This is a genomic window from Agaribacillus sp. DX54, assembly GCF_056858335.1.
The window spans coordinates 82,151-95,617 of the sequence record NZ_JBXEQE010000024.1 but is presented as its reverse complement, the minus strand read 5'-3'; the positions used below and the strand labels follow the sequence as shown (position 1 = coordinate 95,617).

The window sequence follows — 13,467 nt, the reverse complement described above, 5'->3', positions numbered from 1 at the left end:
TAAGTTAATACGATTAATGAAAATACCAAAATCTGATCCGGGTTAAATTTGGCAAATCAGCCAATTTTAACCCGGACCAAATATCTCATCGTATCCCTTAAAATGACTTTTTCAAAACCACTAATGCTGTAGGATGTCAGGCGGGGTTCATTTTTTTTCTCTTCAAAACGCATCTCCAGCTCCACCTCAGAGGTGAAAAGTGTATTGTATTCACCACTTTCGATGAAAATGTTAAGAAGTTTATTGCTGGATGGGTCTTCAACAATCTCCATTTTGATGACACCGGACACGTGTTTGTCGACATTTTGATATTGGGTTACCCGGTGGCCTGCATCATCCGTGTAGGTGTTAGTACGATACTGACTCAGCAGCCTGGGTTTATTTATATCTGCTTTAGCAAAAATATTTAGTTCCTTTTCCCAGTTTACCGAATCCTGTTCAAGTGCTTCCTGCTGGCCATCAATAACGGCATTCTTGTTTATCTTTGGGTTAGTTTCGGACAAATACGCTACCTGCTGTTGCATCAACCCTGCCAAGTCAAAGTATGCGTCAATCTTCCTGGCCTCTTTTTGATTTCCGGAGGAAATAGAACAGGTTGTCAGAAGCCATAAAACAGGCAAGAGGTAGATGCCCTTGTTTTTTTGATGATTCATGAAGATTCAAATCTTGTCAAATCATTTTTTCCATAATATCACTCAATAATATTTCACCGGTCATCTCTTTGGGTGTCTCCAAACCCATGAGGGTAAGAATAGTGGGTGCCAAATCCCCCAATTTGCCATCGTTAATAGGCTTTTTATATTCCTTATCCACCAAAATGCAAGGCACCAGGGAGGTGGTATGGGCGGTGTTAGGGGTGCCATCCGGGTTAATCATAATATCTGAGTTACCGTGGTCGGCAATAATAATGGAGGTATAGCCATTTTCAAGGGCCTTTTCAACCACAACTTTAGTGCATTGATCAACCGTTTCGCAGGCCTTGACGGCGGCTTCAAATACCCCTGTATGACCCACCATATCCGGATTGGCAAAATTGAGGCATATAAAATCCGGGGCCCTGCTTTCCAGTTCGGGCACAATTTTATCGCGGATGTCTTCCGCGCTCATTTCAGGTTTCAAATCATAGGTTGCCACTTTTGGTGAGGGGCATAATATTCTCTTTTCTCCATCGAAAGGGGCCTCGCGGCCACCCGAAAAAAAGAATGTAACATGGGGATACTTCTCAGTCTCTGCAATACGGATTTGTTGCTTTCCTGCCCTACTTAGCACTTCTCCCAGGGTATTATTCAGGTTATCTTTGTCGAAGATCACTTTAATCCCTTCGAATGTATCATCATAATTAGTCATAGTGACATAGTACAGGTCCATTTTTTTCATATCCTGATCCGGAAAATCCTGTTGTGTGAGGGCGGTAGTGATTTGCCTGCCGCGGTCGGTACGGAAGTTAAAGCACAATACCACATCTCCTGGCTTGATGAAGCCCACGGGGTTGCCACTTTCATCCACCTTGACAATAGGTTTGATAAATTCATCGGTCACTTCAGCGGCATAGCTGTTTTCAACCGAATTAAAAAGGTCCGATGCCTTTATTCCTCTACCTTTTACCATCGCATCATATGCCAATTTAACACGTTCCCACCGTTTATCCCTGTCCATGGCGTAATAGCGACCGGTTATCGAGGCTATCTGGCCGGTTGTGTCAGCCATATGGGCATCCAGTTCTTTCAAATAACCCAATCCACTTTTTGGGTCGGTATCCCTGCCATCGGTAAAAGCATGCACGTACAGGTTTTTAATGCTGTTATTGGCTGCTATGGTGCACAATCCTTTCAGATGTTTTATGTGAGAATGAACGCCTCCATCCGATAAAAGGCCTATCAAATGTACATCCTTATTATTTTGGCGTGCATAGTCCAGCGCGCCTATCAAAGTCTCATTGTTATCCAGGGTATGCTCTTCAATGGACTTATTTATTTTCACCAAATCCTGGTAAACCACCCTTCCTGCGCCAATGTTCATATGGCCCACTTCAGAATTCCCCATTTGCCCTTCCGGCAATCCCACCGCTAAACCAGAGGCTTCCAAACGGCTATGGGGATACTTTTCAGATAGGGTGTCATAAAATGGCGTATTTGCCTGGAAAATTGCAGAAACTTTGGGATCTACCGTGATTCCCCATCCATCCAAAATCATTAAAAGTACTTTTTTATTCATGGCTAACAGGTCCTCTTACCTTATTGATAATGTAAATGTTAGGATTTGGTTATTAATTATTAATTTAATAAGAAAATTGTCTGATCTTTGTTATTCTTTAAAATATAATGTTTCAAAATTACGTTTGTAAGTATATTTTTGTCTAAGTACCTACAAAACTTCATTGATCATGTACTTTTGTAAAAGTAGGTTAATATTCATTATTGGCATAGTTTTAGCCGGATACTTTTTTGGTACTTTAGATAAAAGCTTATGAAGAATTACAAAACATTAGTGTTTGTACTCATTTTAGTGATAGTTTCAGGCTTTTCTCAATTTAGTATTGCGACAAAAGCTCAGGGTGACGTATTGAATGATGTCCGGGCAGCCATTAAAATGGGTAGTTCCAAGGAATTGGTAAAACATTTAAACAACAGGATCGACCTGGTGATTGATGGTGACCAGGCCTCCTACAGTAAAACGCAGGCAGAATTTGTGCTGAAGAATTTTTTTAAAAAATACCCTCCTTCAGATTTTCAATATATCCACAAAGGCGCCTCCAAAGACGGTCTTAAGTACGCCATCGGCAAGTATTCCCACCAGGGAGGTACTTTCAGAGTGGTATTAAGATCCAAGAAATTCAATGATAAGCATAAGATTTACAACTTAGATTTCACCAGGGATTAAAATACAGAACAGAAATCAGACAAAGGCAATGGAGAAATTCATGGCCTTTTTTATTTTTGTCTGGTGAATCTACCATACGTAACCGAGCAAAAACTTACAGGTTTTATCCGGGCAGCCCTGGAAGAGGACCTGGGGGAAGGCGATCATTCGTCGTTATCATGCATTCCAAGGGAAATCCAAAGCAAAGCCAGACTGATCATTAAGGATAAAGGGATCATCGCGGGATTATCCTTAGCGGAAATGATCTTTCATCAGGTTGACCCCGATTTGCGGGTTGAAATGATCATGGAGGATGGACAAAGTGCCACGGTGGGTGACACAGGATTACTGGTCAATGGCCGGGCCCAGTCCATATTAAGTGCTGAAAGATTGGTGTTAAACTGTTTGCAACGCATGAGTGGTATTGCGACTTACACACATTATTTAACCGGATTGATTAAGGGAACCGGTGCAAAATTACTCGATACGAGAAAAACAACCCCCAATTTCAGGATGTTGGAAAAGTGGGCAGTGGCTATAGGAGGCGGTATGAACCATCGCTTTGGACTGTATGATATGATCATTCTGAAGGATAACCACATTGACTTTGCCGGTGGAATTGAAAAAGCAATGAAACGCTGCAGGGATTACCTTGCTAAAAATCACCTCTCTTTAAAAATCGAAGTTGAAACAAGAAATATTGCGGAAGTAAAAGAGGTAATAAAAACCGGAGGGGTTGACCGGATCATGCTCGACAATATGACGCCCACGGTCATGAAAGAAGCTGTGGCGATCATTAACGGCCAATATGAAACAGAAGCCTCCGGAGGCATCACAGAAGCCACCATACGCGGGGTTGCTGAAACAGGTGTGGATTTTATTTCGGTGGGTGCATTGACACACTCTACCAAAAGCCTGGACATCAGCCTGAAGGCTACTGATTAAAAAAGTGTAAAAACCGGCTTATCCGCAAGAGGGCCTCACACATAGAAAGTGGTTGAATAAAATTACATTTTGTGAACTTTGTTTATAAATTTGCGGACTTGTGATAAATTATTCAGAACAATGATCGTAAAAACGAAAAAATATAAGCTGGAAACAGGTACTTATATTAAACTGGCATTGGCAAATATATTAAAAGAACAGTGGTGGGTTTTTTTGATAGCTGTGGCAATCGCCTGCGGCACGTTTATCGTCCCTTCCAACTGGTGGTGGATAGGTGCTTTAATCGCGTTGGCTTTATACATCCTGTTCTGGGTAATCCAATTCGCCGGTGTTACCCAAATGGAGCAAAGTAAAGTACTGTTCGATAAACTGGCCTATGAAATTACCAGCCAGCAGGTGTTGATCAAGTTAAACAACAAGCAAGGCATGCCTATCAAATGGGAAAGCATCAAAAAAGGAATCAAGGGAAAAGACTATTTTTTGTTGGTGGTATCGAAGGCGCAAATGATCCATCTTCCGTTTAAATTATTTAAATCGGAGCATGAAATCAAGTTCATAGAAACTATCCTCAAAAGGAAAGGATATATGAAATAAATGAATTAACCGATATTGCTGCAAAAGGGCCTATCGATCATGGAAGAATATATCAAAGGCGAATATACAATTTCTACCGACCAGGACAGACTTGATACTGACGTCATCTATGGCTACCTGACACGATCCTATTGGGCCGAGGGTATCCCAAGGAGCATGGTGGCAAAAAGTGTAAAAAACTCACTTTGTTTCGGCATCTATTATCAACTTCAGCAGATCGGTTTTGCCAGGGTAATCTCCGACTATGCCCGTTTTGCATATCTGGCGGATGTTTTCGTACTGGAACCCCATCAGGGCAAGGGTTTATCCAAATGGCTACTGGAAAAAATCGTTCACCACCCGCAATTACAGGGACTGAGCAGATTTATGTTAGGTACCAGGGATGCCCACGGATTGTATGAAAAATTTGGTTTCAGGACGATAAGCCATCCTGAAACAATGATGGAAAAGGTCTTTTCTGACATTTATAAAAAAAATAGTTAAATTCAATACCGGCACAGCCAGATCAGATGATGAAGCTACTAATTTCCGTATGCACTGTTTTAATGGCAATTTTATCAGCAAAGGCACAACCGGCCATGGTGAAAACCAAAATTGGAGAAGAAATCACGCTGTTGTTGCCTGAGGATCTTATCCCTATGACAGATGAGGACTTTGCTTTGAAATTCATTTCTCCGAAAAAACCACTGGCCGTATATACAAATCACCAGAGGGTGGTTGAATTCAGCATCAACGAATCAAACACGACCTGGAAAGATAGCGACCTCGAATTGATGAAAAGTTTTTATAAATCCTCCATTCTAAGCCTGTATGATCAGGTCAAATTCTTACAGGAGGATATTCAGGATATCAACAAAAAAAAGTTTGTTATTTTTGAGTTCACCTCCAGGGTAAAAGGTGATAAAGCGTCATTGGCAAACCAAAGGGATGTAAAAAAATATACCTACATTCAATACACCATTAAAAACGGGAAGACTGTATTGTTGAACTTCAATTGTCCTTTGCGAGACCAGCCTTACTGGCAACCTGTTATAAAACAGGTAATGGGCAGCATACGATTAAAATAAACCCGTCATGACTTTAAGTTTGTATACCCACGAGCATTTCATGAAAGAGGCTTTAAAAGAAGCCGTGAAAGGCAAAGAAGAGGGGGAAATCCCTGTAGGTGCTGTGGTGGTTTGTCAAAAAAGAATTATTGCCAGGGCCTGTAATCAAACTGAAAAGTTAAATGACGCTACGGCACATGCAGAAATGATTGCCCTGACATCTGCATTTAACTACATGGGCGCCAAGTATTTACCTGATTGTACGTTGTATGTTACCCTCGAACCTTGTGTGATGTGCGCAGGTGCAGGTTTTTGGGCACAGTTGGAAAAAGTGGTGTATGGGGCTTCTGACAACAGGCGTGGATTTGACCTGATTGGCCCACAGATTCTGCATCCTAAAACTGAAATTATTAAAGGCGTCATGGCCCGGGAAAGCAAAGAATTGATCGATGATTTTTTCAGGGAAATAAGGAAAAAAAATAATTAATTTAATTACTATATTTGAGGGCTTTCGAAATTTTGTTTAACCTATAAAAAAATTTAAATCATGGCATTCGAACTACCAGCATTACCCTATGCCCACAATGCATTGGAGCCAAATATAGATGTTACAACCATGGAAGTACATCATGGTAAGCACCACAACGGTTACGTCAACAATTTGAATGGTGCCATTAGTGGTACGGACCTCGATGGAAAGCCAATTGAAGAAATATTAAAAAATGTCAGCCAGCATTCAGGTGCGGTCAGAAATAATGGCGGAGGTCACTACAATCATAGCTTGTTTTGGACGATCATGTCACCCAATGGCGGAGGCACTCCATCAGGGGATTTGTCTGCAGCCATCGATGCCAAGTTTGGCTCTTTTGACAAGTTCAAAGAAGAATTCTCCAAAGCCGCAGCGACAAGGTTTGGATCGGGTTGGGCCTGGTTATGTGTAGATGCTCAGGGTGAATTACAGGTTTGCTCGACTCCTAATCAGGATAATCCGTTAATGGACGTTGCCGAATACCCCGGTACACCCATCTTAGGTCTTGATGTCTGGGAGCATGCCTATTATCTGAAATATCAGAACAAGCGGCCGGATTATATCGCAGCCTTCTTTAATGTGATCGACTGGGAAGCTGTAAGTCAAAGGTACGCTGACGCGAAATAGCATTAACCAAAAACCAAGTTAATAATTAAGCAGTCTAAAGAATTGGTTCGGGAGTCAAATCCTGAACCAATTTTTTTAACAACCGGAGGAATTGGTAATGGACAGTTGAAAATTGACAATTATTTTAGGGTATACATCCTTGGGCCCACGATTATGAAATTATCTCATCCTATCATCATTAAGGCCATCGGATGGGGCAAGCGTCACATGAGCAATTCTGTTTAAAATCTGCCATTTACGATTAATCATTACATGTGTTGGTAAATTTCGGTTACTAATGATCCCTCACTGGTATTCAAAAGTACTTGTTTTCCGGTGGAAACAACCAAATCGAAAAGTAACTTAAACACATATTTCTATGAAAATTAAAAATGTCGAGGGATTAACCACTGACCAAATCAATAAAGAATTACAGAACGGTGGGAAATTTGTATTATATCAGTATACCATTTCAATTATTGTACTGACTTTCAAAAGATCTTCAAACATTTACTTCATCAGAGGTGGTGAGAGTGCTGCTGCCAAAGGCATTCCTTATTCCCTGATTTCCTTGTTTTTCGGATGGTGGGGTATTCCTTGGGGCCCAATTTATACCATCGGAAGCCTTTTCAACAATTTAGGGGGTGGCAAAGATGTTACTGCCGAGGTATTATTGCATTCTGCCAATCAATCCGGGCAGGTGCACCAGGCTGCTTAGAAAAAGAGCTGCACGGTAATCTGTTTATTTACCTTGCAGCTTTTTGTCTTTTAAGAATTAAAACAGATACGCCAGGCCTAATCTGATGCCCAGTTCTCCAGGATCGAAATAAAAGTCCATTCCTCCTTCAAAACTAAAATTTCCTCCTATTCCACGTTGATAACCCATGCCCAAAGTCACATCGCTGTTATCACCGATAAGGCCTTTCATTTTAATAAAAACCGGATCAATCGGATAAAATCTGCCTCCTAACACAAAAAAAGTTTCCCGGCCCGACCAAAAATCCAGCCCGATAGTCCCCGAAAACTTCGAAGTAAAAAAGTAATTACCTTCCAGACCAATTTGGGACCTTTCAGCAAAACCTGAGTTATCTGTCCTGTACAGATCCATGCCCACACCAAGTAAAAAATTGCCTTTGCTTTGTGCCAGGCCTTGTTGACAAATGCAAAAAAATATTGCAAGAAAAATAAGTTTTCTAATGATCATAGATATATGTTTTGATTATATGGCCAAAATTAGCGGATCGGCAGATGATTATTTGTTTAATCTTAAGACTTTTCTTTCATCAGTTTCTGAAGATCGAATAATTCATCCCTCAGCCGGGCGGCTTCGATAAAATCCAGTTCTTTGGCGGCGTTTTCCATGTCTTTCTGTGTTTGACGGATCATCTTTTCCAGGCCTTCCATATCCATATAAGCGACCACCGGGTCTGCGGCTACAGATGGTTGGTCATCCTCCACATAATATTGTTTGGCAGTCTTCTTAGAGTTGGCCACCTTGGTTTGTTCCATAATAGCTTCTTTTGATTTCTTGACCGTCTCCGGAACAATACCATGCTCCTCATTGTAAAGTACCTGCCTGGCCCTTCGACGTGTGGTTTCATCGATGGCCGTTTGCATAGAGCCAGTGATAGTGTCTGCATACATGATGACCTTTCCATTGGCGTTTCTGGCGGCGCGACCTATGGTCTGGATCATGGATTTTACATTTCGCAAAAACCCTTCCTTATCTGCATCGAGGATGGCCACCAGAGAAACCTCGGGCAAATCCAGTCCCTCACGCAATAAATTGACACCTACCAGTACATCAAAAACGCCGAGTCTTAATTCCCTTAAAATTTCAACCCGGTCCAGTACCTTTACCTCAGAATGTATATAACGACATTTGACATTAGCCCTGGTGAGGAATTTTGCCAGCTCCTCTGCCATGCGCTTTGTTAAGGTAGTCACCAATACCCTTTCATGTCTTTGTATGCGTACATCGATTTCTTCCAGTAAGTCATCGATCTGATTGGCACTCGGCCTGACATCAATTTCAGGATCCAGCAGGCCGGTGGGCCTGATGATTTGTTCTACGACCACCCCATCCGATTTTCTTAGCTCATAATCGCCCGGGGTGGCGCTTACGTAGATTACCTGATTGGTCAAATCCTCAAATTCATTGAATGTCAGCGGCCGGTTATCCATAGCAGAGGGGAGCCTGAATCCATAGTCCACCAGATTTACCTTTCTTGCCCTGTCCCCACCCCACATGGCTCGTACCTGGGGAACTGTGACGTGACTTTCATCAATGACCATCAGATAATCATCCGGAAAATAGTCCAACAAACAAAAGGGTCTTGCCCCGGCATTTCTGCGGTCAAAATAGCGGGAGTAATTTTCAACGCCGCTGCAATATCCCAACTCCCTGATCATCTCCAGATCAAATTCCGTACGTTCCTTGACCCTTTTTGCCTCCAGAAACCTTCTTTCATTTTCAAAATGTTGTACCTGTAAAACCAGGTCATCCTGAATTTCTTCGATCACCTTTTGTATAACATCCTTTCCGGTCACAAAAAGATTGGCAGGATAAATATTGACACTTGGTTCTTCGGTAATTTTCTTACCTGATTTAGGCTCTATGATTTGAATATTCTCAATTTCATCCCCCCAGAAGTATATCCTGTAGGCGTAATCGGCATAAGCCAAATAAATGTCTACGGTATCGCCTTTTACCCTGAAGTTTCCACGTTTAAAATCAGCGTCGGTACGGCTGTATAAGATATCGACAAACTTAAAAAGCAGTTGATTCCGCGAAACCACATCGCCTACCTTCAAGCTTATCACATTTTTGCCAAATTCTTCCGGATTGCCAATACCATAAATACAGGATACCGAAGCCACTACCACAATATCCCTTCGCCCCGAAAGCAGAGAAGAGGTAGCCCGGAGACGAAGTTTTTCAATTTCCTCATTGATAGAAAGATCCTTTTCGATATACAGGTTGGTATTGGGCAAAAAGGCCTCCGGCTGATAGTAGTCGTAGTAGGAGATAAAATATTCGACCGCATTGTCCGGAAAGAACTGCTTGAATTCACCGTAAAGCTGGGCTGCCAGCGTTTTATTGTGGCTTAACACCAGGGTAGGGCGCTCTACCCGGGCGATAACGTTGGCGATGGTGAAAGTTTTTCCGGTACCTGTGGCCCCCAGCAGGGTCTGTCCTGGCTCATGGCCGTTTACACCCGCAACCAGTTGTTTTATGGCCTCCGGCTGATCGCCTGTAGGTTGATATTTTGAGATTAAGTTAAACTGCATTGTTTCAAAAATATTATCTGGTTTTTTACCCGGCTAAAGCTATAAGTCGTTAAAATAATCACCTCTCATCTGAAGAAATTATTTGACCGACTATTAAAAATTATTGGATAATGAAAAAGATGATTGCTAATTTACCATTAATCACCAAAAATTGTAACCTGGCCATGAATCTTTACTGCCTAAAACCTGTATTATTTCTGCTCATCTTTCCCTGGGTTGCAGGTCTGTTAAACCCTGTGAAGGAAGCCGCTGCTCAATCACGTCTGGTGACTGGTTTTTATGATGTTAACGTTGTGGATGCCGATGCAAACAGGATCATTCCCCATCAAAATGTATTGGTTGAAAATGGAAAGATTAAGGCGATTGGAGGGGTCGGCGAACTGAAATTTGAACGCAGGGTCCGGGTTATCAATGCGAGTGATAAATTCATGATGCCCGGGCTGGCTGAAATGCATGCACATATTCCCGGTATCGATAACGGCCTTTCACTGGTTAAAGAAACATTATTCCTGTACCTGGCCAATGGTGTAACGACGATCAGGGGTATGCTGGGTCAGCCTTATCATCTGGAGTTGCGGGAAATGGTAAACAAAGAAGAAATCCTCGGACCGAGAATTTTCACTTCGGGCCCTTCGTTAAATGGCAATAGTGTTAAAAGCACCGAAGAGGCAGAGCAAAAAGTGAGGGCACAGAAAAAGGCCGGCTATGATTTTCTGAAATTGCACCCCGGCCTGACCAGAGAGAACTTTGATCAGATTGTGAAGACAGCCAATGAGGTAGGTATCCCGTATTCGGGCCATGTTTTGGTAGATGTCGGTATCAGGCGGGCGATTGAAGCAAAGTATGCCTCCATTGATCACGTTGATGGATATCTGGAAGGACTCGTGCCAGCCTCCGCCGGGGTTGCAGCCCATGAAAATGGCTTCTTTGGCGTGAATTTTACGACATTGGCCGATCAAGATAAAATTAAGGCGCTTGCAAAAGCCACCAAAGCGTCGGGTGTATGGGTAGTGCCAACACAGCGCCTCCTGGAACGGTGGGTAGGTATCGTCAATCCCAATGAGATCATCAAAGAAGAGGGTATGGAGTTCATGCATAAAAATACCCTGGGCCAATGGGTGACATCCAAAAAAAATTTCGACCGGCTGTATAAACCGGATGAAAAAACGGTTTCACTGTTTATTGATATACGAAGAAATATTATCAAAGCACTGCATGATGAAGGGGTAGGTCTTTTGTTAGGTGCTGATTCACCCCAGGTATTCAACGTGCCTGGATTCTCCATTCACCATGAACTGCAGGCAATGCGGGATGCCGGTCTGACCAACTCCCAGGTGCTGGTTATGGGCACCGGTAATCCTGCCAGGTTTTTCGGCATGGAAAAGGACTTCGGAACCATCCGGATTGGCGCAGCCGCTGACCTTGTAATTTTGAATGATAATCCATTGGAAGATTTACGACATATCAAAAACAACCATGGGGTAATGGTGCGGGGAAAATGGTTGAGCCGGGAAGATATTGACAAAAGATTGCAGGTAATCAGCGCTGCCCGCGAATGAAAAGCGAAAGCCCAAACCCCTCCGGAAAGTATTTACAAGTCTGAAAGCCAACAAATAGGCCATCGGGATGAAATGATGATCGAATCATTTGTTTTTAATGACTATTTTAATAATTTTCGTATGTCTGGGACCGTCCGGTTGCGAAAATGAATAATGGCATTGAAACAAATATAAGAATTACTTCCAGGCTGAAGGAAGGTGATTTAAATGCTTTAAAGGAAGTCTATTCGCGACACTGGAAAAACATTTTTATTATCGCTTTTTCTTTTTTGAAATCCAAAGAGGATGCAGAAGATGCTGTCCAGGATATTTTTATGCTATTCTGGAACAAAAAAGATTATTTAGACCAAAACGCCGATTATAAACCCTATCTGTTCCGCATCGCCAAAAATTCACTGGTAAACATAGTACGCTCCGGTGTCAGGCAAGCCAGTGATGCAATGGTGGATAGGACCCATCCAAGTAGTTCAGCCACTGAAGAGCTGGTTGAATTCAACGAACTATCGAAATTTGTGGAGGAGGCTATCGACAAATTGCCTCCTAAAAGAAAACTGGTATTTGATTTGAAAAGAAATCAGGGTTTTACGAAACACCAGATTGCAGTAGAGATGGGCATCTCCATCACAATGGTAGAAAAGCAATTAAGACTTGCCAATAGCTTTATCAAAAACTATCTGAAAATTAACGCTGATCTTGACGTTTCCCTGGCGCTGGCGCTCTTACTAATTAGTATTTTTTTAGATTAATGACCCCTTTGTTGAAAGGGTATTAATAAAACCATCCTTTTTATACTTGTTTCATAAAATTTTGTGATAAAGGTTATCTGGGTTCTGTTCCTTTTGTACTATAATAAAAAGGGAAAAGGAAGATACACAACAAATTTTCAATCGCTGAGCATGAAAACCAATGACCGCAAGCAAATAAAAAATATAGTTCTAAAGTATTTAAAAGGCACCCATTCCGCCCGGGAGTTAGCTTTACTACACGAGTGGATTATGGATGAGAGAAATAAACACAGACTGGATCAATTGATCGATGAACTTCTGGAAGACCAGCATTTATCTTATGCCCGGAAAATGGAAAATGAAGAGGCCCGGATTTGGAACCGGATCTACACAAAATTAAACCCCCCGGCTTACACAAACAGACCATCTCTCAATCAAGCGGAAGCCCACAAAAAAATCCCCCGGGTTTTTCAGCTCAGACGAATTGCAGCCACAATAGCCTTATTGGTTTCCGTTGGGATCACCCTGTGGTTTTTTGTGAAAAATGAGACAACAACCGAAACCTTAAAAAATACTTTGATCAGTTGGAATGAAAAGAAAACCAACGCCGGCGAAAAAGTAACCATCTCCTTACCCGATGGTTCAAAGGTAAAACTCAATTCATTATCCGGCCTTCGATACTCCGGCAATTTTAATCTTTTAGAACGTAAAATATTTCTTGTTGGGGAGGCCTATTTTGAGGTAGAAAAGAATGATCGAAAACCTTTCATTGTGGTGACAGGAAACATTGAAACCTCGGTGCTGGGAACTTCATTTAATGTAAAATCTTTTTCAGACAGCGTGGCTTCAATAGCGGTAACATCCGGCCATGTATTGGTCAAAGACAGGGACGGTAACCACACCATTGCACTGAAAAAGGACGAGATGGTTAATATTCATGCTAACAACCCCGCTTGGCATAAATCAGATTTTGATTATGAAAAGGTGATTGGCTGGAAAGATGGTATCCTGGTCTTTGAAAATGAAGGATTTGAAGGAATAATGAATAGGTTGGAAAGCTGGTATGGAGTAGAGTTTAAAGTGGTGGGAAAGGCAAATTCTGACATCCTTATCAATACGACCTATCATAATGACCCCTTGAGCAGAATACTCCATGGGTTAAGCTTTACCTACAATTTCGATTTTGAAATAAATGAAAAACAGGTAGTTATCAGGTTTAAGTCTTAACATCAACCGGATAGGCTGCCATACATCATGAAATAGTGAAAACTTAAAAATTTTAATTAAACACAAATAAAAAATTATGAACATAG

At 41.8% G+C, this 13,467-nt stretch carries 15 protein-coding genes; 11 read left to right on the top strand and 4 right to left on the bottom strand.

Annotation, left to right across the window (positions count from 1 at the left end; translation table 11 throughout):
- Positions 1-56 precede the first annotated feature (56 nt).
- On the bottom strand, positions 57-653 hold the full coding sequence (locus AC04NP_RS21795; RefSeq protein ID WP_482862067.1) for a hypothetical protein: 597 nt from the start codon (positions 651-653) through the stop codon (positions 57-59).
- A 16-nt stretch (positions 654-669) separates the two neighbouring features.
- Entirely contained in the window at positions 670-2,214 is a 1,545-nt protein-coding gene (gene gpmI, locus AC04NP_RS21790) for a 2,3-bisphosphoglycerate-independent phosphoglycerate mutase (protein ID WP_482862066.1), read from the bottom strand.
- A 252-nt stretch (positions 2,215-2,466) separates the two neighbouring features.
- Here gpmI and AC04NP_RS21785 point away from each other — a divergent pair, with 252 nt between their 5' ends.
- The 8 genes from AC04NP_RS21785 (at position 2,467) to AC04NP_RS21750 (ending at position 7,297) form a co-directional block, all read left to right on the top strand.
- On the top strand, positions 2,467-2,880 hold the full coding sequence (locus AC04NP_RS21785; protein WP_482862065.1) for a DUF4783 domain-containing protein: 414 nt from the start codon (positions 2,467-2,469) through the stop codon (positions 2,878-2,880).
- Positions 2,881-2,943: 63 nt separating this feature from the next.
- Positions 2,944-3,804, top strand: coding sequence for a carboxylating nicotinate-nucleotide diphosphorylase (gene nadC, locus AC04NP_RS21780; protein WP_482862064.1), 861 nt, complete (start codon positions 2,944-2,946; stop codon positions 3,802-3,804).
- 120 nt (positions 3,805-3,924) lie between these two features.
- Positions 3,925-4,398, top strand: coding sequence for a YcxB family protein (locus tag AC04NP_RS21775; protein WP_482862063.1), 474 nt, complete (start codon positions 3,925-3,927; stop codon positions 4,396-4,398).
- 39 nt (positions 4,399-4,437) lie between these two features.
- The gene (locus AC04NP_RS21770; protein WP_482862062.1) at positions 4,438-4,881 is read left to right on the top strand and encodes a GNAT family N-acetyltransferase; all 444 of its coding nucleotides are present in this window, start codon (positions 4,438-4,440) and stop codon (positions 4,879-4,881) included.
- Positions 4,882-4,907: 26 nt separating this feature from the next.
- Positions 4,908-5,465: a hypothetical protein gene (locus AC04NP_RS21765; RefSeq protein ID WP_482862061.1), complete on the top strand. Its 558-nt coding sequence runs from the start codon at positions 4,908-4,910 to the stop codon at positions 5,463-5,465.
- Positions 5,466-5,472: 7 nt separating this feature from the next.
- Positions 5,473-5,931: a nucleoside deaminase gene (locus AC04NP_RS21760; protein ID WP_482862060.1), complete on the top strand. Its 459-nt coding sequence runs from the start codon at positions 5,473-5,475 to the stop codon at positions 5,929-5,931.
- 60 nt (positions 5,932-5,991) lie between these two features.
- Positions 5,992-6,600 carry a superoxide dismutase gene (locus AC04NP_RS21755; protein ID WP_482862059.1) on the top strand — a complete coding sequence of 203 codons (609 nt, stop codon included), beginning with the start codon at positions 5,992-5,994 and terminating at the stop codon, positions 6,598-6,600.
- Between the two features lie 358 nt (positions 6,601-6,958).
- Positions 6,959-7,297 (top strand): hypothetical protein, encoded by a 339-nt coding sequence (locus AC04NP_RS21750; RefSeq protein ID WP_482862058.1) that lies wholly within the window; start codon positions 6,959-6,961, stop codon positions 7,295-7,297.
- A 57-nt stretch (positions 7,298-7,354) separates the two neighbouring features.
- Here AC04NP_RS21750 and AC04NP_RS21745 read toward each other — a convergent pair whose 3' ends face one another.
- Both AC04NP_RS21745 and uvrB read right to left on the bottom strand, forming a co-directional pair.
- Positions 7,355-7,783 carry a hypothetical protein gene (locus AC04NP_RS21745; RefSeq protein ID WP_482862057.1) on the bottom strand — a complete coding sequence of 143 codons (429 nt, stop codon included), beginning with the start codon at positions 7,781-7,783 and terminating at the stop codon, positions 7,355-7,357.
- A 62-nt stretch (positions 7,784-7,845) separates the two neighbouring features.
- On the bottom strand, positions 7,846-9,870 hold the full coding sequence (gene uvrB / locus AC04NP_RS21740) for an excinuclease ABC subunit UvrB (protein ID WP_482862056.1): 2,025 nt from the start codon (positions 9,868-9,870) through the stop codon (positions 7,846-7,848).
- Positions 9,871-9,980: 110 nt separating this feature from the next.
- Between uvrB and AC04NP_RS21735 the strand changes: the two genes are divergently transcribed.
- From AC04NP_RS21735 to AC04NP_RS21725, 3 genes are all read left to right on the top strand, one after another.
- On the top strand, positions 9,981-11,429 hold the full coding sequence (locus AC04NP_RS21735; protein ID WP_482862055.1) for an amidohydrolase family protein: 1,449 nt from the start codon (positions 9,981-9,983) through the stop codon (positions 11,427-11,429).
- A 146-nt stretch (positions 11,430-11,575) separates the two neighbouring features.
- Entirely contained in the window at positions 11,576-12,175 is a 600-nt protein-coding gene (locus AC04NP_RS21730; protein ID WP_482862054.1) for an RNA polymerase sigma factor, read from the top strand.
- A 150-nt stretch (positions 12,176-12,325) separates the two neighbouring features.
- Positions 12,326-13,381, top strand: a complete 1,056-nt coding sequence (locus AC04NP_RS21725) for a FecR family protein (protein ID WP_482862053.1) — start codon at positions 12,326-12,328, stop codon at positions 13,379-13,381.
- Positions 13,382-13,467 lie beyond the last annotated feature (86 nt).

Excerpts from the sequence above, each read along its gene's own strand:
- AC04NP_RS21795 (WP_482862067.1), bottom strand. The coding sequence starts at position 653 with ATGAATCATCAAAAAAACAAGGGCATCTACCTCTTGCCTGTTTTATGG.
- gpmI (WP_482862066.1), bottom strand. The coding sequence starts at position 2,214 with ATGAATAAAAAAGTACTTTTAATGATTTTGGATGGATGGGGAATCACG.
- AC04NP_RS21785 (WP_482862065.1), top strand. The coding sequence starts at position 2,467 with ATGAAGAATTACAAAACATTAGTGTTTGTACTCATTTTAGTGATAGTT.
- AC04NP_RS21775 (WP_482862063.1), top strand. The coding sequence starts at position 3,925 with ATGATCGTAAAAACGAAAAAATATAAGCTGGAAACAGGTACTTATATT.
- AC04NP_RS21770 (WP_482862062.1), top strand. The coding sequence starts at position 4,438 with ATGGAAGAATATATCAAAGGCGAATATACAATTTCTACCGACCAGGAC.
- AC04NP_RS21765 (WP_482862061.1), top strand. The coding sequence starts at position 4,908 with ATGATGAAGCTACTAATTTCCGTATGCACTGTTTTAATGGCAATTTTA.
- AC04NP_RS21760 (WP_482862060.1), top strand. The coding sequence starts at position 5,473 with ATGACTTTAAGTTTGTATACCCACGAGCATTTCATGAAAGAGGCTTTA.
- AC04NP_RS21755 (WP_482862059.1), top strand. The coding sequence starts at position 5,992 with ATGGCATTCGAACTACCAGCATTACCCTATGCCCACAATGCATTGGAG.
- AC04NP_RS21750 (WP_482862058.1), top strand. The coding sequence starts at position 6,959 with ATGAAAATTAAAAATGTCGAGGGATTAACCACTGACCAAATCAATAAA.
- AC04NP_RS21745 (WP_482862057.1), bottom strand. The coding sequence starts at position 7,783 with ATGATCATTAGAAAACTTATTTTTCTTGCAATATTTTTTTGCATTTGT.
- uvrB (WP_482862056.1), bottom strand. The coding sequence starts at position 9,870 with ATGCAGTTTAACTTAATCTCAAAATATCAACCTACAGGCGATCAGCCG.
- AC04NP_RS21735 (WP_482862055.1), top strand. The coding sequence starts at position 9,981 with ATGAAAAAGATGATTGCTAATTTACCATTAATCACCAAAAATTGTAAC.
- AC04NP_RS21730 (WP_482862054.1), top strand. The coding sequence starts at position 11,576 with ATGAATAATGGCATTGAAACAAATATAAGAATTACTTCCAGGCTGAAG.
- AC04NP_RS21725 (WP_482862053.1), top strand. The coding sequence starts at position 12,326 with ATGAAAACCAATGACCGCAAGCAAATAAAAAATATAGTTCTAAAGTAT.